The following is a 17,840-nucleotide window of genomic DNA, read 5'->3' as shown; positions in this document are numbered from 1 at the left end:
TTCGCGATAGCTCGTATACCCTCCACCCGCTACGGTCTTTCAGCCTGACGCCTGGTCAGCCCGGATATTGATCCGAGCGTACCCACTTGCCGAGGTCGACATTCCGCCAGCCCGGCGCCACCGCGCTCTGCCGCGCCCCCGGCCCGGTACGTGAGGTATCGAGGCTACCGATATCCGAAATCGCCACCGTGCTGTGCTGGCCGGAATACACCGTGCTTCTGAGCACGAATGAGCCGTTCTTCTCGTCGATGCTTTCCAGTATCCCTTGTTCGGCCAACGGGTTGCCGCCACCGCTCGTGGTCTTGCGCCACACCAGCAGGTAGGTGTTGAGCAGGCCTTTGAGGGTGTCCACCAAGCGGGCTCGCTCCACCTGCTCGTTGAGGTAGGCGCTGGCGGCGTACCTGACCGGGTTCAGGAATTGCTCCAGTTGCAGCACCAGGTGCAGGTTGGCCGGCGTGATCTGCCCTCCCGCCACGGCAGCCATGTAGGGCTCCGCGTCCTGGCAGGCCTCAGCCGCAGCGTTGGCGTCTGCCACGGCATCGGCGCTGCTTCCCGACGCAGCAGCCTTGGCGTCGCTCCATACGGCGGACGAAGCGGTTTCCAGCGCCGAGCCCCGTGATTCCTGGGCGTTGATGAGGTTGGCAAAGTCCGCATCATTGCCCTCGGCATAGGATTCGATGGCGATGCTGGCCACGGCATCGTCGTGGCTGGTCACCGCCACACCCCAGACCCGTGCGTAGACCTCGGCATCCCGCAGCGCCCGCTTGACGTCGGGGTCATCGGTCGCAGCCCGTTGTTCGGTGATGACAGCGAGGCGTGCCTTGACGGCGTCGTAGGTCTGGCAGGCCCGAATGCTGGCCAGTAGCTCGTTGAATGGTTTCTCCATGATGGCAATCTCCTGTGGTTGAACATTCCATTGGTCGTGCTTCCTGCGGTTTTTAACCATAGCCCGCAGTACGGTCCAAGCAAGGTTGGGGGCAACGCCACGAGGTGCTCTGGAAGTGGCTGTGGAGGGCGTGATGTACGCGAGCCCCCAGCCCGACGGGGGCGAAGCAAGAATGGCGACGGAGCCGAAAACCATACAGTTTTTTCCGGGGGATCGCCTCGGCAGCATTCCGGCAGCGTTTCCGGCGCATCTGCTACAACTGATAGCTCTCCCCATTCGTCAAGGCCCGCGCCATGCAAACCCTCGACAAAGCCCTGGCCTTCCAGGCCCTGCACAACCGCCGCGAGTTGTTCATTCTCCCCAACGCCTGGGATGCCGGCAGCGCGAAAGTCCTCGAGGCCTTGGGGTACAAAGCCCTGGCCACCACCAGCGCTGGACTGGCCTTCGCCCTCGGCCGGCGTGACGGGGAGGGTGCCGTATCACGTGACGAGACATTGGCCAATGCCCTGAGCATCGTCCAGGCTACGGACCTGCCGGTGAGCGCCGACCTGGAAAACGGTTTTGGCCCTCGGCCCGAAGACGTCGCCACCACCCTTCGCATGGCCGGCGATGTCGGCCTGGTGGGCGGCTCCATCGAAGACGCCACAGGCGATGCTTCAGCGCCCATCCATGACTTCAACCACGCCCTGGAGCGGGTCATCGCGGGCGTCGAGGCGGCGCGCAGCCTGCCGTTCCCGTTTACCTTCGTGGCGCGTGCCGAGAACTTCAGCCATGGGGTTCTGGACCTGGACGACACCATTCGCCGCCTGGTCGCTTTCGAGCGGGCTGGGGCGGATGTTCTGTTTGCGCCGTCACTGCCGAACCTGGAGGCGATACGCCAGGTATGCGCTGCGCTGGGCAAACCGGTGAACGTAGTGATGGGGTTGGCAGGCTCGAAGCTCACGGCGGCCGAGCTGGAAGGCGCGGGTGTGCGGCGGGTCAGCGTGGGGAGTTCGTTTGCCAGGGCGGCGCTGGGGGCGTTCATTCGTGCGGCGCGGGAGGTGAAGGAGGGCGGGACGTTCGAGTTCGCGGATGAGGCGGTTGGGTTTCGGGAGGCGAATGGGTTGATGGGGGGCAGGATCAACGGGGCTGATCGTTCAATCGAGCACACGTAGGCGCAGATGGCGCAACGTCAGATCCGCCCGAATCCCAAACTGCTTGCGCACACTGCGTGACAGGTGCGCGGAGTCCGAGAACCCAGCCGCCATGGCCGCGGCCGTCAACGTGCTGCCGGCCAGCGCCAGTGCCAACGCGCGCCGAAGCCGGTGCCACAACACCAGACGCCTGACCGATACCCCAAGGCTGCCCGTGAACAGGCGTTCAAGCTGGCTGATCGACAGGGCTGCTTCCCGGGCGAGCACCTTGGCGGGCAGTGTCTCATCTTCAAGGGTACGGACCCGGTGCAGTGCTCTGGCCAGCCGTGCATCCAGGGCGCGGCGCGGCAGGTCGTTGATCCGCGTAGCCAACCGCTCCATGCTGGCACCCGCTTCGATGCAGCACTGGTGCACCGCCCCCAGGTCGAAGGCCAGGGGTTCGGCGAACAGGGTGAGGGTAGGTTGCTCCGGCGCAAGGATCGCGTGCTCCACGCCAGATTCGATCACCAGCACCGGGGCGCATTGCAGCTGCCCGCCAATCAACGCCTGCACCTCGCCCCTTTGCGCGATGAGGAGCTGATGGGCGTAATGGGCATGGGGCCGGGTGGTGCCAGCGGTTCCTGCGAGCAGGCCATAGTCGCTGGCTAGCCACAGCTCGCCTTGCCATGACGGGGTAGGATTCATCGATCTCCGCATGTATCAGGGCACCTTTTCTCGACGCCTCGGCCAGCAGCGCTGGATGGGTGTTTCCCTATTCTGACATGTCGTGCCGGTTACTTGCTGTATCATTCAAGTTGCCAAAACAGCCAAGGAAGTAGGCTCATGCACACCACCCCTGCACCCACCGGCAAGCTCATCAAGACCTTCAGGCATGGCAAGACGCTACCCGTGTTCACCGCGCTCTTCGGCGTGGTGCTGCTGGCCCTGGCCATCTTCGTGCTGTACCTGCAAACCGCCCACCTGATTGCCAGTACCGGACCCGTTGAGCTGCAAACCAACCGCGGGCTCAACATCACCTTTTCCAGCCAGGCCATGATGCTTTACGCCACCGCCGGCCTGCTCGCTGCACTGGCTGCTGGCATGCTGGGCCTGGCCGTATGGCAACGCAACCTGCGCCGGGCCAGCTATGAAGTCCATGAGCACGGCATCACCCAGATCATCGGCCGCCAGCGCGACTACACGCCTTTCAGCGAGATCCAGGACCTGTACCTGTTCAGCTCCGGCCAAACCGCCATCAGCGGGCTGATCACCAACCTGGCCTATCGCCGCGACGCCAGCGAACCGTTCACGCGCGTCAGCCTGCACCTCAAGGACTTTCTGGCGTTCGTGCAATGGGTGCGCGAACTCTACCTGCGCGACCGCCTGCCCGCGGTCATGCAAACGCTGGAAGCCGGTGGCGCCGTGACCTTCAACTGCATCAGCACCGGCCAGGTGTGGGGCAGGCGCATCAGTGGCAACTTCCTGAACGTGACCACCCAGCCTATCGTGCTCACCCGCGAGCAGTTGGAGGTGGACGGGCACAAGGTATCCATGGCCAGCCTGCGGGGTGTGGACCTGAATGCCTGGACCGAAAAAGTGGTGATCAAAGGCGCAGTGGGCAAGACCGTGTTCGCTGCCAATGCCAGCGGCATCATGAGCCACGACCTGCTGCTCGCCACCCTGGCGACCCTGATGCAGACGGGCGACGCCCAAGGGCAACCGGCCACGGGCACTGTGGCCGAACTTTTACGATTTGGAGATCGAGCGTGGCAGAAATCAATCCAGTAACCGCCGAACTGGCGGCGCAGATCAACGACCTGGCCAACCAGGGCCTGGCACTGCTGGGGCTGACGGCCGCCACCCCGCCAAAGGACGTGGTTGCCGCCATCACCCAAAAGGTGCGGGACTGCAAGGCGGCGGGTACGGTATTGCCCGAGGAGCAGACCTTCGCCCTGGGTGCCTTGCTCGGTAACCAGTACGTACTGGGGCATGACTGGCACTGGGGTGGCGTGGTATGGGGTTTCGATGAAGAAAACGGCGCAGTGGGCGTGCTGAACCATGATGATTCGTTGTTCATGAACCCCATTGGCTGGGTGGCCGAAACGCTGGAGTCGGAAGGTAGCGTAGGGTTCATGCTCAACTACAACCTGGTGGCCGCCAATGAAGTCCCGGTGCGCGACCCGGGCAGTGCCACGGGATTGTATTGAGTCCCCGCTGCAACGCCCGGTGAGGGAGAGCCCCGCCTTGCGCAGACAACCCCGGTCACCCAGGCTGAACCCTGTGGGACCGGGCGAAGCTCGGGAAGCAGCCACCGAAAACTCTCAGACAAACCCGCGTCGCCTGTTTCAGGAGCTGGCGCCTGGTCCTACAGAGGATTATCTGCGGTTACCCCAAACGCCACCGCGATTTGGTCCCGCGTGGTCCTGCGCGGCTTGCTGGCGGATTCCTGCTGCGCCTAGGCCAGTCGGCTCACGCTCATGCGCGGATAGGTGATGTGCCATCCACGATCCCGTCCAGTCGCCAATGGCCTGTTCCAGCCCAAAACGCCGAACCAGCCGCTAATCCAGCCCGGCGTCCCCAGCACGATCAGACTGCGCTGTTGCAAGCCACCGGTATCGTCAAATCACTCAAGATCGCTTGAGCCATTTCCCCCAGGTACGCCGCAGCCCACGCCAGATGAGGACCGTCGTCGCCCATGGCGGCGTCTGTCATCAATTGGTTGGCGACGAGTTGCAGGTTGGAGCTGTGGGCCAGGGCATCCACGAGCGGGATGTCGGGGTTGACGGTGAACAGGGGGGCTGCTGTGGAACCGCAAGGGGCAAAGGTGGTTTGGCCTTGGGTGTGGTGCGGGATTGGATCGTTCATCGGGTGGTATCCGCTCTGTAGGTTAGACCGGCACCGCCTGCCGCCAAGCAGGTTTGGGTGACGGATTGTACAAGGTTGGCGGACCGGACAGAACGAACCGGCACTTGCGAACAAGTCCCTGCACAACCCGCCATAGATCTGCATCCGAGGCAGGGGTTAACCGCCCGGGTGAGGATTTGGGGTATTGCGCGTTCTGAACGGACCGCCAAGTCCGTGTCGCTGGTTGGCGACGGAGGGAGGTTAGCGTGAAATAGGGGGTTGGGCAATCTGGGGCTGGAGTAGATGCCCGGGACTCCGGGAAGAACCAAATGAAAGCGGCTGGCAGGCCGTCACAGGGTGTTGCCCAGTTGGCAGCGTCGGCCTTTCGCAGGCAAGCCTTGCTCCCACACTGACCATGGCGCCTGCGCAAGCTACGCCCGAATCCCAGGCACAAAAAAACCGACTCAAGGTCGGTTTTTTTGCTGCAATCCCCGGTAGAAGGGATTTGAATCTTGGTGCCCCGAGGGAGACTCGAACTCCCACTCCTTTCGAAAACGGATTTTGAATCCGCCGCGTCTACCAATTCCGCCATCAGGGCTCAATGGCCGCGGAGTATAGAGAGCCCTCGACCGTTGGTCAACTCTCTCGCGTGGTCAATTTGTGTGTTTTGAGCTAAACTTCGCGGCCCTGTCAGACCGAACACCATCATGCGCGTCGCCGATTTCTCCTTCGAGCTTCCCGATTCCCTGATTGCACGCCACCCGCTGGCCGAGCGTCATGGCAGTCGTTTGTTGACCCTGGACGGGCCCAGCGGTGCGCTGGCCCATCGTCAATTCACCGATTTGCTGGAGCACCTGCGCCCCGGTGACCTGATGGTGTTCAATAACACCCGGGTCATTCCTGCGCGTGTGTTCGGCCAGAAGGCTTCCGGCGGCAAGCTGGAAATTCTGGTGGAGCGCGTGCTGGACACCCACTCGGTGCTGGCCCACGTGCGCGCTAGCAAGGCGCCCAAGCCGGGGTCGATGATTCTCATCGACGGCGGCGGCGAGGCCGAGATGGTGGCGCGCCATGATGCGCTGTTCGAGTTGCGCTTCAATGAAGAGGTGCTGCCGCTGCTGGACCGCGTCGGGCACATGCCGCTGCCGCCTTATATCGACCGCCCCGACGAGGGCGCCGACCGCGAGCGCTATCAGACCGTGTACGCCGAGCGCGCGGGCGCGGTGGCGGCGCCGACCGCTGGCCTGCACTTCGATGAAGGCCTGTTGGCGCAGATCAAGGCCAAGGGCGTGGAGTCGGCCTTCGTGACCCTGCACGTGGGCGCGGGTACCTTCCAGCCCGTGCGGGTGGAGAACATCGAAGACCACCACATGCATAAAGAGTGGCTGGAGGTCAGCCAGGACGTGGTGGACGCGGTCAATGCCTGCAAGGCCCGTGGCGGCCGTGTGGTGGCCGTGGGCACCACCAGTGTGCGCTCGCTGGAAAGCGCGGCGCGCGATGGCGTGCTGAAGCCGTTCAGCGGCGACACCGATATCTTCATTTTCCCGGGCCGGCCGTTCCACGTGGTCGATTGCCTGGTCACCAATTTCCATTTGCCGGAATCCACGCTGTTGATGCTGGTGTCGGCCTTCGCCGGTTATCCCGAGACCATGGCGGCCTACCAGGCCGCGGTGAGCAACGGTTACCGCTTCTTCAGTTACGGTGATGCCATGTTCATCACCCGCAATCCGGCGCCCCGCGGTCCTAGCGAAGCGGCGCCAGGGGATCACGCATGAGTCGCACCTGTCGTATGTCGTTCGAACTGCTGGCCACCGACGGCAAGGCCCGTCGCGGCCGCCTGACCTTCCCACGTGGCGTGGTGGAAACCCCGGCGTTCATGCCGGTGGGCACCTACGGCACGGTGAAGGGCATGCTGCCTCGGGATATCGAGGCCATCGGCGCGCACATGATCCTGGGCAACACCTTCCACCTGTGGCTGCGCCCGGGCATGGAAGTGATCAAGGCCCACGGCGACCTGCACGATTTCATGAAGTGGCAGGGCCCTATCCTGACCGACTCGGGTGGCTTCCAGGTGTTCAGCCTGGGCGCCATGCGCAAGATCAAGGAGGAGGGCGTGACCTTCGCCTCGCCGGTGGACGGCTCGAAGGTGTTCATGGGCCCCGAGGAGTCCATGCAGGTGCAGCGCGACCTGGGCTCCGACGTGGTCATGATTTTCGACGAATGCACCCCGTACCCGGCTGACGAAGACGTGGCGCGCGTGTCCATGGAGCTGTCCCTGCGCTGGGCCCAGCGCTCCAAGAACGCCCACGGCGACAACACCGCCGCGCTGTTCGGCATCGTTCAGGGCGGCATGCACCAGAACCTGCGCATGCGTTCGCTGGAAGGCTTGGACAAGATCGGCTTCGACGGCCTGGCCATCGGTGGCCTGTCGGTGGGCGAGCCCAAGCACGAAATGATCAAGGTGCTGGACTACCTGCCAGGCCAGATGCCTGCTGACAAACCTCGTTACCTTATGGGTGTTGGCAAGCCGGAAGATCTGGTTGAGGGTGTGCGCCGCGGGGTGGACATGTTCGATTGCGTGATGCCAACCCGCAATGCCCGCAATGGGCACCTGTTCATCGACACCGGCGTGCTGAAAATCCGCAATGCGTTTCATCGCCACGATAATTCGCCGCTGGACCCGACCTGCGACTGCTACACCTGCCAGAACTTCTCCCGTGCTTATCTGCATCATTTGGACAAGTGCGGCGAAATGCTGGGGAGCATGTTGAATACGATCCACAATTTGCGTCATTACCAGGTGCTGATGGCTGGTTTGCGCGAGGCTATTCAACAAGGTACATTGGCCGCCTTTGTCGATGCCTTCTACGCCAAACGCGGGCTTGTAACGCCGCCTTTGGACTGAGTTCGTGACCCTTTTGAGTCAACAATTTTGCAACTGGAGTGCTAAATGAGCTTTTTTATCTCTGATGCTTTGGCCGACGCTGGTGCGCCGGCAGCGGCAGGCCCGATGGGCGGCGGCTTCGAGTGGATTTTCCTGGTCGGCTTCCTGGTCATCTTCTACCTGATGATCTGGCGCCCGCAGGCCAAGCGTGCCAAAGAGCAGAAGAACCTGCTGGGCAACCTGCAGAAAGGTGATGAAGTTGTGACCACCGGTGGTATCGCCGGCAAGATCAACAAAGTGACCGAAGACTTCGTGGTTATCGAAGTGTCGGACACCGTAGAGCTGAAAATCCAGAAGGGCGCCATTGCCGCGACCCTGCCGAAAGGCACGCTCAAAGCGATCTAAGCTTCAGACTTTTACCAATCGACGGGGCGCGCAAGGCGCCCCGCGTCTTGAACGGGCGGCGTGATGCTGAACAAATACCCTCTGTGGAAATACCTACTGATCCTGGCGGTGCTGGCGGTCGGTTTTATTTATTCCGCACCCAATCTCTATCCTGATGACGCGGCCATCCAGGTCTCGGGCGCGAGTTCCGCGCTGCAAGTCACCCAGGCTGAACTGGACCGCAGCGCCAAGGCGCTGACCGATGCCGGTATCGAGGTCAAGGCGGCAACGCTGGCCGAGAATGGCAAGGGCGGTTTGTTGCGTCTGGCCAAGCGTGATGACCAGTTGCCTGCCAAGGACGTGGTCCGCAAGGCACTGGGCGACGACTATGTAGTGGCCCTGAACCTGGCTGCCACCACGCCCCAGTGGTTGCGCAACATTGGCGCACACCCGATGAAGCTGGGCCTGGACTTGTCCGGTGGCGTGCACTTTCTGCTGGCCGTGGACATGGACAAGGCCATCGATGCTCGCCTGAAGATCTACGAAGCCGACGTCAAGACCGAGCTGCGCAAGGAAAAGATCCGCTACCGCAGCCTGCCTCAGCAGGCGTCTGCCATTCAGCTGGGCTTCGCCGATGCCGACAGCCTGAGCCAGGCGCAGGCCATCATTCGCAAGACCTACACCGATTTCGACCTGACGACCTCTACCCGTGGGGAGTTGCAGGTGCTGTCGCTGTCGCTGACCCCGGCCAAGCTGGCCGAGATCCGCGAATACTCGATCAAGCAGAACCTGACCACCGTGCGTAACCGGGTCAACGAGCTGGGTGTGGCCGAGCCGCTGGTACAGCGCCAGGGTGCCAACCGTATCGTGGTGGAGCTGCCAGGCGTGCAGGACACCGCTGAAGCCAAGCGTATCCTGGGCAAGACCGCCAGCCTGGAATTCCGCCTGGGTGCAGGCCCGGATGATTCGCGTGCTACCACCGAAACCTTCGAGTTCCGTGATGGCAGCCGTCCGCCAGCCGCCGTGGAGCGTAGCCTGATCATCACCGGTGACCAGGTCACCGACGCCTCGGCCAGCTTCGACGAACACGGCCAGCCACAGGTGAACATCAAGCTTGATGGCCACGGTGGCGACCTGATGAGCCGTGCTACCCGCACCAACGTCGGCCGCAGCATGGCGGTGCTGTTCATCGAGCAGAAACCGTTCACCCGCTACGAAAAACAGACGGTCGATGGTGTCGAGAAAGACGTGGCCGTGCAGGACTTCTCCGAAGAGAAGAAGATCATCAGCCTGGCGACCATCCAGTCGCCGCTGGGCAGCCAATTCCGCATCACCGGCCTGAACGGCCAGGGCGAATCCTCGGAGCTGGCCCTGCTGCTGCGTGCCGGTGGTCTGGCCGCGCCGATGTACTTCGCTGAAGAGCGCACCATTGGTCCAAGCCTGGGTGCCGACAACATCACCAAGGGTATCCATGCATCCCTGTGGGGCATGCTGTTCGTCTCGCTGTTCATCATCGCCATCTACCGCTTCTTCGGCATCATCGCCACCGTGGCGCTGGCGTTGAACATGGTGGTGCTGCTGGCCCTGATGTCGGTGCTGGGCGCTACCCTGACCTTGCCGGGTATTGCCGGTATCGTGCTGACCATGGGTATGGCGGTGGACGCCAACGTGCTGATCTTCTCGCGTATTCGCGAGGAAATAGCCGCGGGGATGAGCGTGCAGCGGGCGATCAACGAAGGTTTCGGCCGCGCGTTCACCGCGATCGTCGACGCCAACCTGACCACCTTGCTGGTAGGCGGCATTCTTTTCGCCATGGGCACCGGCCCGGTGAAAGGCTTCGCCGTGACCATGTCCCTGGGTATCTTTACCTCGATGTTCACAGCCATCATGGTGACCCGCGCAATGGTCAACCTGATCTACGGCGGTCGTGACTTCAAGAAGTTGTGGATTTAAGGGGCTGCCATGAAACGTACCATCAACTTCATGGGCGTTCGCAATATTGCGTTCGCCTTCACACTGTTCCTGACGGTACTGGCGTTGTTCAGCTGGTTCCACAAGGGCCTGAACTTCGGCCTGGACTTCACCGGCGGTACGCTGATCGAGCTGAACTACGAGAAGCCTGCCGACCTGACCCAGGTGCGTAGCGAACTGGCCGCCGCCGGTTACCACGAAGCCATCGTGCAGAGTTTCGGTGACACCACCGACCTGCTGGTGCGCATGCCGGGCGACGACCCGAAACTGGGCGCTCAGGTGTCTGACGCACTGCGCAAGGTGGGCGGCGACAACCCGGCCAAAGTCACCCGCACCGAGTTCGTCGGCCCGCAGGTAGGTGAAGAACTGCGTGACCAGGGTGGCCTGGGCATGCTCATGGCCCTGGGCGGCGTGTTGATCTACCTGGCATTCCGCTTCCAGTGGAAGTTCGCGGTAGGCGCCATCGCTTCCCTGGTGCACGACGTGGTCGTGACCATGGGTATCCTGTCGTTCTTCCAGATCACCTTCGACCTGACGGTGCTGGCGGCGGTACTGGCCATCATCGGCTACTCGCTCAACGACACCATCGTGGTGTTCGACCGGGTGCGGGAGAACTTCCGGGTACTGCGCAAGGCGTCGCTGATCGAGAACATCAACGTCTCGACCACCCAGACCCTGCTGCGTACCCTGGCGACGTCCATCTCGACGTTGCTGGCCATCGCCGCGCTGCTGTTCTTCGGCGGCGACAACCTGTTCGGTTTCTCCATCGCGCTGTTCATCGGTGTGCTGGCGGGTACCTACTCCTCGATCTACATCGCCAACGTGGTGCTGATCTGGCTGAACCTGAACAGCGAAGACCTGATCGCTCCGGTCACCAAGGACAAGGTCGACGATCGCCCATAATGTGATCGGCGTACCGGTACTGCCCTGAAAAGGCGCGAGTGTTGAACTCGCGCCTTTTTTTATGCTCCAAGGCTGGGAGAAGCGCGGACGTTGATCCGCATAAGAAGGTCAGGAGGTTCAAGTGAACAAATCGTTGCTGGTTGGTGCAGTGTTGGGTGCCGTGGCGGTGACCGCTGGTGGTGCTGTCGCGACCTACAGCCTCGTGAAAAGTGGCCCGGAATATGCCGATGTACTGGCGGTAGAACCCATTAATCAACAGATCAAGACGCCGCGCAAAGAGTGCCATGACGTGGCGGTAACCCATCGCCGGGCGGTGCAGGACCAGCACCAGGTGGCCGGTACCGTGCTGGGTGCGGTGGGTGGTGGCTTGCTGGGCCATTTGGTCGGTGGCGGCAAGGGCAAGACCCTGGCCACCGTGGCGGGCGCGGTGGGTGGTGGTTACGCCGGTAACAAGGTGCAGGAGCACATGCAGAACGGCGATACCTACACCACCACGGAAAACCGTTGCACCACGGTCAATGATGTCAGCGACAAGACCGTTGGCTACAACGTGAAGTATGAGCTCAACGGCAAGGTCGCGCAGGTGCGCATGGACCGTGATCCGGGCTCCAAGATCCCGGTGGACAAGCAGGGCCAGTTGGTGCTGAACGACCAGCAGGCGCAGTAAAGTCGCAGTCGCGTCAGGGCAGCCAGACGCATGTCTTGGGTTTTCTTGCGCCCTTGAAACCAAGCGCCGCCCGCGCGGCGCTTCCCGGCCAAGGCTCGGCGCCCCCGCCGGTCCCACATTTGTTTCGGGCCAGTCATGTCTGTCAGATCACCTGGTCCGCCTTGTTTGTTCACTACAGATGTTTGTAGGGGCCACCCATTTCCCCGGCAATCCGTGAGGAAGCAAAAAAAAAGCACCCGAAGGTGCTTTTTTTGTGGCTGGCGAAAGCTTAGCGCTTTACGGAAGCCGGCAGGTGCGGCTGGATGGCCGTCAGTACTGCCTTGAAGCACTTGATGTTGCCCGCTACCACGTGGCCCTTTTCCAGGAAGTCGTGACCGCCGGTGAAGTCGCTCACCAGGCCGCCGGCTTCTTGAATCAGCAGCGCGCCCGCGGCCATGTCCCACTCGCTCAGGCCCGACTCCCAGAAAGCGTCGAAACGGCCGGCGGCGACGTAGGCCAGGTCCAGGCTGGCGGCACCGGCGCGGCGGATGCCGGCGGTCTGGCCTACCAGGCTGCGGAACATGCCCAGGTAGTTGTCCAGGTCGGCCATCTGGTTGTCGCGGAACGGGAAGCCGGTACCCAGCAGGGCGCCGTCCAGGCTGGTGCGGCCGCTGACGCGCAGGCGACGGCCGTTCAGTTGGGCACCACGGCCACGGCTGGCGGTGAATTCTTCCTGGCGAACCGGGTCCAGGACCACGGCGTGCTCCAGGCGGCCGCGGTATTTGCAGGCAATGCTGACGGCAAAGTGCGGGATGCCGCGCAGGAAGTTGGTGGTGCCGTCCAGTGGGTCGATGATCCACTCGTATTCGGCGCCTTCGCCGCTGCCGGCGTGCAGGCCGGTTTCCTCACCACGGATGGTGTGGGTAGGGTAGGCCTTGCGCAGGGCGTCGATGATTTTCTGTTCGGCCGCGCGGTCTACTTCGGAGACGTAATCCTTGGCGTCCTTCTCATCAACCTTGATGGTATCCAGGCGCTCGATGGAGCGGAAAATCAATTCACTGGCGCTGCGGGCGGCGCGCAGCGCGATATTCAGCATGGGCTGCATGGACGTTTCACCTAGGTCGTTAAAGAAAGCCGAACATTCTAGCAGAAAACTTCCCGCGAAGAAGAGGCTCATCACCTTTCGTAGCGTTAGCGGTATCTGTTCGGTAAGATTTCCTTTCTTTCCCCGTGTCTGTGAGCGCTCGCCTTGCTGGAAAATATTCGTGTCGTCCTGGTCAATACCAGCCACCCCGGCAATATCGGTGGGGCCGCGCGCGCCATGAAGAACATGGGCCTGTCGCGGCTGGTGCTGGTCGATCCGCTGGATTTCCCTTCCCACGAGGCCAATGCCCGTGCCTCTGGCGCCGATGATGTGCTGGCCAATGCCCAGGTGGTGGCCACCCTGGAAGAAGCCCTGGTGGGCACCACCGTGGTGCTGGGCACCAGTGCCCGCGACCGGCGCATCCCCTGGCCCCTGCTGGACCCCCGTGAATGCGGTGCCAAGAGCATCGAGGAAGCCGCCCAGGGCGGCGAGATCGCATTGGTATTCGGCCGTGAACACGCGGGCCTCACCAATGAAGAGCTGCAGCGATGTCATTTCCATGTGCATATCCCGTCGAACCCTGATTTCAGTTCGCTGAACCTGGGTGCGGCGGTGCAGGTGCTGGCCTACGAGGTGCGTATGGCCTGGCTGGCGGCCGAAGGGCAGGCGTCGAAGACCGAGAAGGTCGAAGTGGCGTCGGTCAAGAGCGCAGAGCTTGCGACCAGCGATGAGATGGAGCGTTTCTATGACCACCTGGAGCAGAGCCTGGTGGACATCGGCTTCCTCGACCCGCAAAGCCCTCGGCACTTGATGGCGCGGTTACGCCGCCTGTACGGTCGCAGCTCGGTCAACCGGGCGGAAATGAACATATTGCGCGGCATCCTCACGGAAACCCAGAAAGCGGCCCGTGGCGAGCTGCATAAGCGGAAGGATTGAGCCATGTTCGAACGTCTTCGCGAAGACATCCAAAGCGTGTTCCACCGGGACCCTGCGGCGCGCAATGCCTTCGAGGTAATGACCAGCTACCCCGGCATGCACGCTATCTGGCTGCACCGCGGTGCCCACAAGCTGTGGAAGGCCGACTTCAAGTGGCTGGCCCGGATGGTGTCCAACTTCGGGCGCTGGATGACCGGCATCGAGATTCACCCAGGGGCCAGGATTGGCCGGCGGTTTTTCATTGACCATGGCATGGGCATCGTCATCGGCGAGACCGCCGAGATCGGCAATGATGTCACCCTCTACCAGGGCGTTACCCTGGGTGGCACCAGTTGGAACAAGGGCAAGCGCCATCCCACGCTGGAAGATGGCGTGGTAGTAGGGGCCGGCGCCAAGGTGCTGGGGCCGTTCACCGTCGGTGCCGGGGCCAAGATCGGCTCCAACGCCGTGGTCACCAAGGCAGTGCCGGCGGGTGCCACGGCGGTGGGTATTCCCGGGCGCATCATCGTCAAGAGCGATGACGCCGTGGACGCCAAACGCAAGGCCATGGCCGAGAAGATCGGTTTCGATGCCTATGGCGTGACCGAGGACATGCCCGACCCGGTGGCCCGCGCCATCGGCCAGTTGCTGGACCACCTGCACGCCGTTGACGGGCGGCTGGAGGACATGTGCGGGGCCATGACCCGCATGGGCAGTGACTACTGCGCCAAGGAACTGCCCGAATTGCGCGACGAAGACTTCGAATGCGTGAAGGGTGAAGTCGAGGCGCCTGTCGTCGACGCTCGCTAGGCGTTGGGTTGTGCCATTCCCGAGCTTCGCCCGGTTCTGCGGGGTTTTTTGGTTCCCTGCAGGGGCGGGCGAAGCGCGGGAACCAGGCGCCACAAATCCCCAATGGCTTAAACCTGTGCTACAGTACGCCGCCCATTTTGCTGCTAATCCCGACTAAAGTGGTAGGTCTTATAGTTGACTTAAACACTCGGGAATTGCATACTTCATAGCAATCCGCTACTCCCTTTTTTCGTGGTACTCGCCATGCGACTGACAACTAAAGGCCGATACGCCGTGACCGCCATGCTTGACCTGGCGTTGCACGCGCAGCATGGGCCGGTCTCATTGGCCGATATCTCCGAGCGCCAAGGCATCTCCCTGTCGTACCTGGAGCAACTGTTCGCCAAGCTGCGCCGCAGCAACCTGGTGTCCAGTGTTCGCGGGCCGGGTGGTGGCTATCAGCTGTCCCGTGAAATGGACGGCATCCAGGTGGCTCAGGTTATCGATGCAGTCAATGAATCGGTCGACGCAACACGTTGCCAGGGACTGGGCGATTGCCATGCTGGCGACACCTGTCTCACCCACCATTTGTGGTGCGACCTCAGCCAGCAGATCCATGAGTTTTTGAGCGGTATCAGTCTGGCTGACCTTGTCACTCGCCGTGAAGTGCAAGAGGTCGCCCAGCGCCAGGACCTGCGCCGTTGCAACACCACCAAGAGCCAGCGCCTGGACAAGATCGAAACGTCCTTCGTCGAGTGACGCAGTGACCATGGCTAGCCCGCCTGATAGGAGAATTTCAATGAAGTTGCCGATTTACCTCGATTACTCCGCCACCACGCCGGTCGACCCGCGTGTGGCGCAAAAGATGATTGAATGCCTGACCAACGACGGAAACTTCGGCAACCCGGCCTCCCGCTCCCACGTGTTCGGCTGGAAAGCCGAGGAAGCGGTCGAGAATGCCCGTCGCCAAGTGGCCGACCTGGTCAACGCCGACCCGCGTGAAATCGTCTGGACCAGCGGTGCCACCGAGTCCGACAACCTGGCCATCAAGGGTGTCGCGCACTTCTACCACACCAAGGGCAAGCACCTGATCACCTCCAAGATCGAGCACAAGGCTGTCCTGGACACCATGCGCCAGCTGGAGCGTGAAGGCTTCGAGGTCACCTACATCGAGCCAGGCGACGACGGCCTGATCACCCCGGCCATGGTCGAAGCCGCCCTGCGTGACGACACCATCCTGGTCTCGATCATGCACGTGAACAACGAAATCGGCACCGTCAACGACATCGCCGCCATTGGTGAGCTGACCCGCTCGCGCGGTGTGATGTTCCACGTCGACGGCGCCCAGTCCACCGGCAAGGTCGAGATCGACCTGAGCAAGCTGAAGGTCGACCTGATGTCGTTCTCGGCCCACAAGACTTATGGCCCCAAAGGTATCGGCGCGCTGTACGTCAGCCGCAAGCCTCGCGTTCGCCTGGAAGCCACAATGCACGGCGGTGGTCACGAGCGCGGCATGCGTTCGGGCACCCTGGCTACCCACCAGATCGTGGGCATGGGTGAAGCGTTTGCCATCGCCAAGCAGGAAATGGCCAGCGAGAACGTGCGCATCAAGGCCCTGAGCGACCGTTTCTTCAAGCAGGTCGAGCACCTGGAAGAGCTGTACGTGAACGGCAGCCTGATCGCCCGCGTGCCGCACAACCTGAACCTGAGCTTCAACTACGTGGAAGGCGAGTCGCTGATCATGGCGCTCAAGGACCTGGCCGTTTCGTCCGGTTCGGCCTGCACCTCGGCCTCCCTGGAGCCGTCCTACGTGCTGCGCGCCCTGGGCCGCAACGACGAGCTGGCACACAGCTCGATCCGCTTCACCTTCGGCCGTTTCAGCACCGAAGAAGAAATCGACTACGCCGCGCAGAAAGTCTGCGAGGCCGTGACCAAGCTGCGCGCACTGTCGCCGCTGTGGGACATGTACAAAGACGGCGTCGACATCTCGAAGATCGAGTGGGCGGCACACTAAACAAAGAAGCCGCCACCATCCGGATCCTGTAGCGACGTGGCGATAAACGCAGGCGTATCTGCAGGGTCTTCAGAGCGGCCCTGATGAGTGAGGATTGAGAATCATGGCTTACAGCGAAAAGGTCATCGACCACTACGAAAACCCACGTAACGTCGGCAAGATGAATGCCGAAGACCCGGACGTGGGCACCGGCATGGTTGGCGCTCCAGCCTGCGGCGACGTGATGCGCCTGCAGATCAAGGTCAACGAGCAAGGCATCATCGAAGATGCCAAGTTCAAGACCTACGGCTGTGGCTCCGCCATTGCTTCCAGCTCCCTGGCCACCGAGTGGATGAAGGGCAAGTCGCTGGATGAGGCTGTCACCATCAGCAACACCCAGCTGGCTGAAGAGCTGGCTCTGCCGCCGGTGAAAATTCACTGCTCCGTACTCGCCGAAGACGCCATCAAGGCTGCTGTTCGCGACTACAAGCAGAAGAAAGGTTTGCTCTAACAGCACGCATCGCACGATGTAAGGAGTCACGATGGCTATCAGCATGACAGAAGCCGCCGCCAGCCATATTCGCCGTTCCCTGAACGGTCGTGGCAAAGGCGAAGGTATCCGCCTGGGTGTCCGCACCACCGGCTGCTCGGGCCTGGCCTATGTGCTGGAGTTCGTTGATTCGCTGGGCGAAGACGATCAGGTGTTCGAAAGCCACGGCGAGAAAGTGATCATCGACCCCAAGAGCCTGGCGTACCTGGACGGCACCGAGCTGGACTTTGTCAAGGAAGGGTTGAACGAAGGCTTCAAGTTCAACAACCCCAACGTGCGCGGTGAATGTGGCTGCGGCGAAAGCTTCAACGTTTGAGGCTATCCGTGGGTACTCCTTGTCATTTTGCCTTGTTTGACCTGCAGCCGAGCTTCCGCCTGGACCTCGAGCAGTTGGCCGCGCGCTACCGTGAATTGGCGCGCGCCGTGCATCCCGATCGCTTTGCCGACGGCTCCGAGCGCGAACAGCGCCTGGCGCTTGAGCAGTCCGCGGGCCTCAACGAGGCCTACCAGACCCTCAAGAACGCGCCCAAGCGTGCGCGCTACCTGCTGGCCATCAGTGGCCACGAAGTGCCTCAGGAAGCCACGGTCCACGACCCTGAGTTCCTGATGCAGCAGATGCAATTGCGCGAAGAGCTCGAAGACCTGCAGGACAGCGCCGACCTTGACGGTGTGGCGCAGTTCAAGCGGCGGGTGAAGGTTGCCCAGGAACAACTGAACGAAAGCTTCGCCAGCTGTTGGGATGATGCAGCGCAACGCGAACAGGCCGAACGCCTGATGCGGCGCATGCAGTTTCTCGACAAGCTCTCCTACGAAGTGCGCCAGCTGGAAGAGCGCCTCGACGATTAACCCAGTGTCGCTACGGCTGCACGCCTGATATTCAGA

20 protein-coding genes and 1 tRNA gene are annotated in these 17,840 nt (G+C 62.2%); 16 read left to right on the top strand and 5 right to left on the bottom strand.

Annotated elements, in window-relative coordinates:
- Nucleotides 1–55: 55 nt before the first annotated feature.
- The gene (locus QBK88_RS19305; RefSeq protein ID WP_277963284.1) at nt 56–886 is read right to left on the bottom strand and encodes a hypothetical protein; all 831 of its coding nucleotides are present in this window, start codon (nt 884–886) and stop codon (nt 56–58) included.
- Nucleotides 887–1,179: 293 nt separating this feature from the next.
- Between QBK88_RS19305 and QBK88_RS19300 the strand changes: the two genes are divergently transcribed.
- Nucleotides 1,180–2,040, top strand: coding sequence for an isocitrate lyase/PEP mutase family protein (locus QBK88_RS19300; RefSeq protein ID WP_277963283.1), 861 nt, complete (start codon nt 1,180–1,182; stop codon nt 2,038–2,040).
- Here the strand turns inward: QBK88_RS19300 and QBK88_RS19295 are convergent.
- Nucleotides 2,023–2,703 (bottom strand): helix-turn-helix domain-containing protein, encoded by a 681-nt coding sequence (locus tag QBK88_RS19295; protein WP_277963282.1) that lies wholly within the window; start codon nt 2,701–2,703, stop codon nt 2,023–2,025. The genes QBK88_RS19300 and QBK88_RS19295 overlap by 18 nt on opposite strands.
- A 138-nt stretch (nt 2,704–2,841) precedes the next feature.
- On the opposite strand from QBK88_RS19295, the gene QBK88_RS19290 reads away from it, so the two are divergent.
- Nucleotides 2,842–3,786, top strand: a complete 945-nt coding sequence (locus QBK88_RS19290; protein WP_277963281.1) for a hypothetical protein — start codon at nt 2,842–2,844, stop codon at nt 3,784–3,786.
- Nucleotides 3,765–4,205 (top strand): hypothetical protein, encoded by a 441-nt coding sequence (locus tag QBK88_RS19285; protein WP_277963280.1) that lies wholly within the window; start codon nt 3,765–3,767, stop codon nt 4,203–4,205. The genes QBK88_RS19290 and QBK88_RS19285 overlap by 22 nt, the downstream gene beginning before the upstream one ends.
- Nucleotides 4,206–4,584: 379 nt before the next feature.
- On the opposite strand, the gene QBK88_RS19280 is transcribed toward QBK88_RS19285, so the two are convergent.
- Both QBK88_RS19280 and QBK88_RS19275 read right to left on the bottom strand, forming a co-directional pair.
- Nucleotides 4,585–4,863 carry a DUF3077 domain-containing protein gene (locus QBK88_RS19280; RefSeq protein ID WP_176569988.1) on the bottom strand — a complete coding sequence of 93 codons (279 nt, stop codon included), beginning with the start codon at nt 4,861–4,863 and terminating at the stop codon, nt 4,585–4,587.
- 492 nt (nt 4,864–5,355) lie between these two features.
- A tRNA-Leu gene (locus QBK88_RS19275) sits at nt 5,356–5,440 on the bottom strand.
- Between the two features lie 109 nt (nt 5,441–5,549).
- Between QBK88_RS19275 and queA the strand changes: the two genes are divergently transcribed.
- From queA to QBK88_RS19245, 6 genes are all read left to right on the top strand, one after another.
- Nucleotides 5,550–6,614 (top strand): tRNA preQ1(34) S-adenosylmethionine ribosyltransferase-isomerase QueA, encoded by a 1,065-nt coding sequence (queA, locus tag QBK88_RS19270; protein ID WP_176569989.1) that lies wholly within the window; start codon nt 5,550–5,552, stop codon nt 6,612–6,614.
- 14 nt (nt 6,615–6,628) lie between these two features.
- Complete coding sequence (gene tgt / locus QBK88_RS19265; protein WP_199267081.1) at nt 6,629–7,744, top strand: tRNA guanosine(34) transglycosylase Tgt; 1,116 nt, start codon at nt 6,629–6,631, stop codon at nt 7,742–7,744.
- A gap of 45 nt (nt 7,745–7,789) precedes the next feature.
- On the top strand, nt 7,790–8,128 hold the full coding sequence (yajC, locus tag QBK88_RS19260) for a preprotein translocase subunit YajC (RefSeq protein WP_158154440.1): 339 nt from the start codon (nt 7,790–7,792) through the stop codon (nt 8,126–8,128).
- 63 nt (nt 8,129–8,191) lie between these two features.
- Complete coding sequence (secD, locus tag QBK88_RS19255; RefSeq protein WP_277963279.1) at nt 8,192–10,060, top strand: protein translocase subunit SecD; 1,869 nt, start codon at nt 8,192–8,194, stop codon at nt 10,058–10,060.
- Between the two features lie 9 nt (nt 10,061–10,069).
- Nucleotides 10,070–10,981, top strand: coding sequence for a protein translocase subunit SecF (secF, locus tag QBK88_RS19250; RefSeq protein WP_268145176.1), 912 nt, complete (start codon nt 10,070–10,072; stop codon nt 10,979–10,981).
- A gap of 121 nt (nt 10,982–11,102) precedes the next feature.
- A complete protein-coding gene (locus QBK88_RS19245; protein ID WP_277963278.1) occupies nt 11,103–11,648 on the top strand; it encodes a glycine zipper 2TM domain-containing protein in 546 nt (181 codons plus the stop codon).
- A 268-nt stretch (nt 11,649–11,916) separates the two neighbouring features.
- Here QBK88_RS19245 and suhB read toward each other — a convergent pair whose 3' ends face one another.
- Entirely contained in the window at nt 11,917–12,732 is an 816-nt protein-coding gene (gene suhB, locus QBK88_RS19240; protein WP_158154444.1) for a type III secretion system regulator SuhB, read from the bottom strand.
- A 144-nt stretch (nt 12,733–12,876) separates the two neighbouring features.
- Between suhB and trmJ the strand changes: the two genes are divergently transcribed.
- From trmJ to hscB, 7 genes are all read left to right on the top strand, one after another.
- Nucleotides 12,877–13,647 (top strand): tRNA (cytosine(32)/uridine(32)-2'-O)-methyltransferase TrmJ, encoded by a 771-nt coding sequence (gene trmJ / locus QBK88_RS19235; RefSeq protein ID WP_268145174.1) that lies wholly within the window; start codon nt 12,877–12,879, stop codon nt 13,645–13,647.
- 3 nt (nt 13,648–13,650) lie between these two features.
- Nucleotides 13,651–14,436 carry a serine O-acetyltransferase gene (cysE, locus tag QBK88_RS19230; RefSeq protein ID WP_277963277.1) on the top strand — a complete coding sequence of 262 codons (786 nt, stop codon included), beginning with the start codon at nt 13,651–13,653 and terminating at the stop codon, nt 14,434–14,436.
- Between the two features lie 243 nt (nt 14,437–14,679).
- Nucleotides 14,680–15,174: a Fe-S cluster assembly transcriptional regulator IscR gene (gene iscR / locus QBK88_RS19225; protein WP_158157832.1), complete on the top strand. Its 495-nt coding sequence runs from the start codon at nt 14,680–14,682 to the stop codon at nt 15,172–15,174.
- Nucleotides 15,175–15,214: 40 nt separating this feature from the next.
- Complete coding sequence (locus tag QBK88_RS19220) at nt 15,215–16,429, top strand: IscS subfamily cysteine desulfurase (protein WP_277963276.1); 1,215 nt, start codon at nt 15,215–15,217, stop codon at nt 16,427–16,429.
- Between the two features lie 103 nt (nt 16,430–16,532).
- Nucleotides 16,533–16,919 carry a Fe-S cluster assembly scaffold IscU gene (gene iscU, locus QBK88_RS19215; RefSeq protein WP_158157834.1) on the top strand — a complete coding sequence of 129 codons (387 nt, stop codon included), beginning with the start codon at nt 16,533–16,535 and terminating at the stop codon, nt 16,917–16,919.
- A 31-nt stretch (nt 16,920–16,950) separates the two neighbouring features.
- Nucleotides 16,951–17,274, top strand: coding sequence for an iron-sulfur cluster assembly protein IscA (gene iscA / locus QBK88_RS19210; protein ID WP_268145168.1), 324 nt, complete (start codon nt 16,951–16,953; stop codon nt 17,272–17,274).
- Between the two features lie 8 nt (nt 17,275–17,282).
- Nucleotides 17,283–17,804, top strand: coding sequence for a co-chaperone HscB (gene hscB / locus QBK88_RS19205; protein ID WP_268145165.1), 522 nt, complete (start codon nt 17,283–17,285; stop codon nt 17,802–17,804).
- Nucleotides 17,805–17,840: the final 36 nt, after the last annotated feature.

This window comes from Pseudomonas sp. RIT-To-2, from assembly GCF_029623465.1.
In the GTDB taxonomy this organism is placed as follows: Bacteria; Pseudomonadota; Gammaproteobacteria; order Pseudomonadales; family Pseudomonadaceae; genus Aquipseudomonas; species Aquipseudomonas silvicola.
Note: the sequence above shows the minus strand (reverse complement) of the source record. Positions and strands in the feature narration are given on the sequence as shown.

Coding starts and splice junctions, on each gene's coding strand:
- QBK88_RS19305 (WP_277963284.1), bottom strand. CDS start 886: ATGGAGAAACCATTCAACGAGCTACTGGCCAGCATTCGGGCCTGCCAG.
- QBK88_RS19300 (WP_277963283.1), top strand. CDS start 1,180: ATGCAAACCCTCGACAAAGCCCTGGCCTTCCAGGCCCTGCACAACCGC.
- QBK88_RS19295 (WP_277963282.1), bottom strand. CDS start 2,703: ATGAATCCTACCCCGTCATGGCAAGGCGAGCTGTGGCTAGCCAGCGAC.
- QBK88_RS19290 (WP_277963281.1), top strand. CDS start 2,842: ATGCACACCACCCCTGCACCCACCGGCAAGCTCATCAAGACCTTCAGG.
- QBK88_RS19280 (WP_176569988.1), bottom strand. CDS start 4,863: ATGAACGATCCAATCCCGCACCACACCCAAGGCCAAACCACCTTTGCC.
- queA (WP_176569989.1), top strand. CDS start 5,550: ATGCGCGTCGCCGATTTCTCCTTCGAGCTTCCCGATTCCCTGATTGCA.
- tgt (WP_199267081.1), top strand. CDS start 6,629: ATGTCGTTCGAACTGCTGGCCACCGACGGCAAGGCCCGTCGCGGCCGC.
- yajC (WP_158154440.1), top strand. CDS start 7,790: ATGAGCTTTTTTATCTCTGATGCTTTGGCCGACGCTGGTGCGCCGGCA.
- secD (WP_277963279.1), top strand. CDS start 8,192: ATGCTGAACAAATACCCTCTGTGGAAATACCTACTGATCCTGGCGGTG.
- secF (WP_268145176.1), top strand. CDS start 10,070: ATGAAACGTACCATCAACTTCATGGGCGTTCGCAATATTGCGTTCGCC.
- suhB (WP_158154444.1), bottom strand. CDS start 12,732: ATGCAGCCCATGCTGAATATCGCGCTGCGCGCCGCCCGCAGCGCCAGT.
- cysE (WP_277963277.1), top strand. CDS start 13,651: ATGTTCGAACGTCTTCGCGAAGACATCCAAAGCGTGTTCCACCGGGAC.
- iscR (WP_158157832.1), top strand. CDS start 14,680: ATGCGACTGACAACTAAAGGCCGATACGCCGTGACCGCCATGCTTGAC.
- QBK88_RS19220 (WP_277963276.1), top strand. CDS start 15,215: ATGAAGTTGCCGATTTACCTCGATTACTCCGCCACCACGCCGGTCGAC.
- iscU (WP_158157834.1), top strand. CDS start 16,533: ATGGCTTACAGCGAAAAGGTCATCGACCACTACGAAAACCCACGTAAC.
- iscA (WP_268145168.1), top strand. CDS start 16,951: ATGGCTATCAGCATGACAGAAGCCGCCGCCAGCCATATTCGCCGTTCC.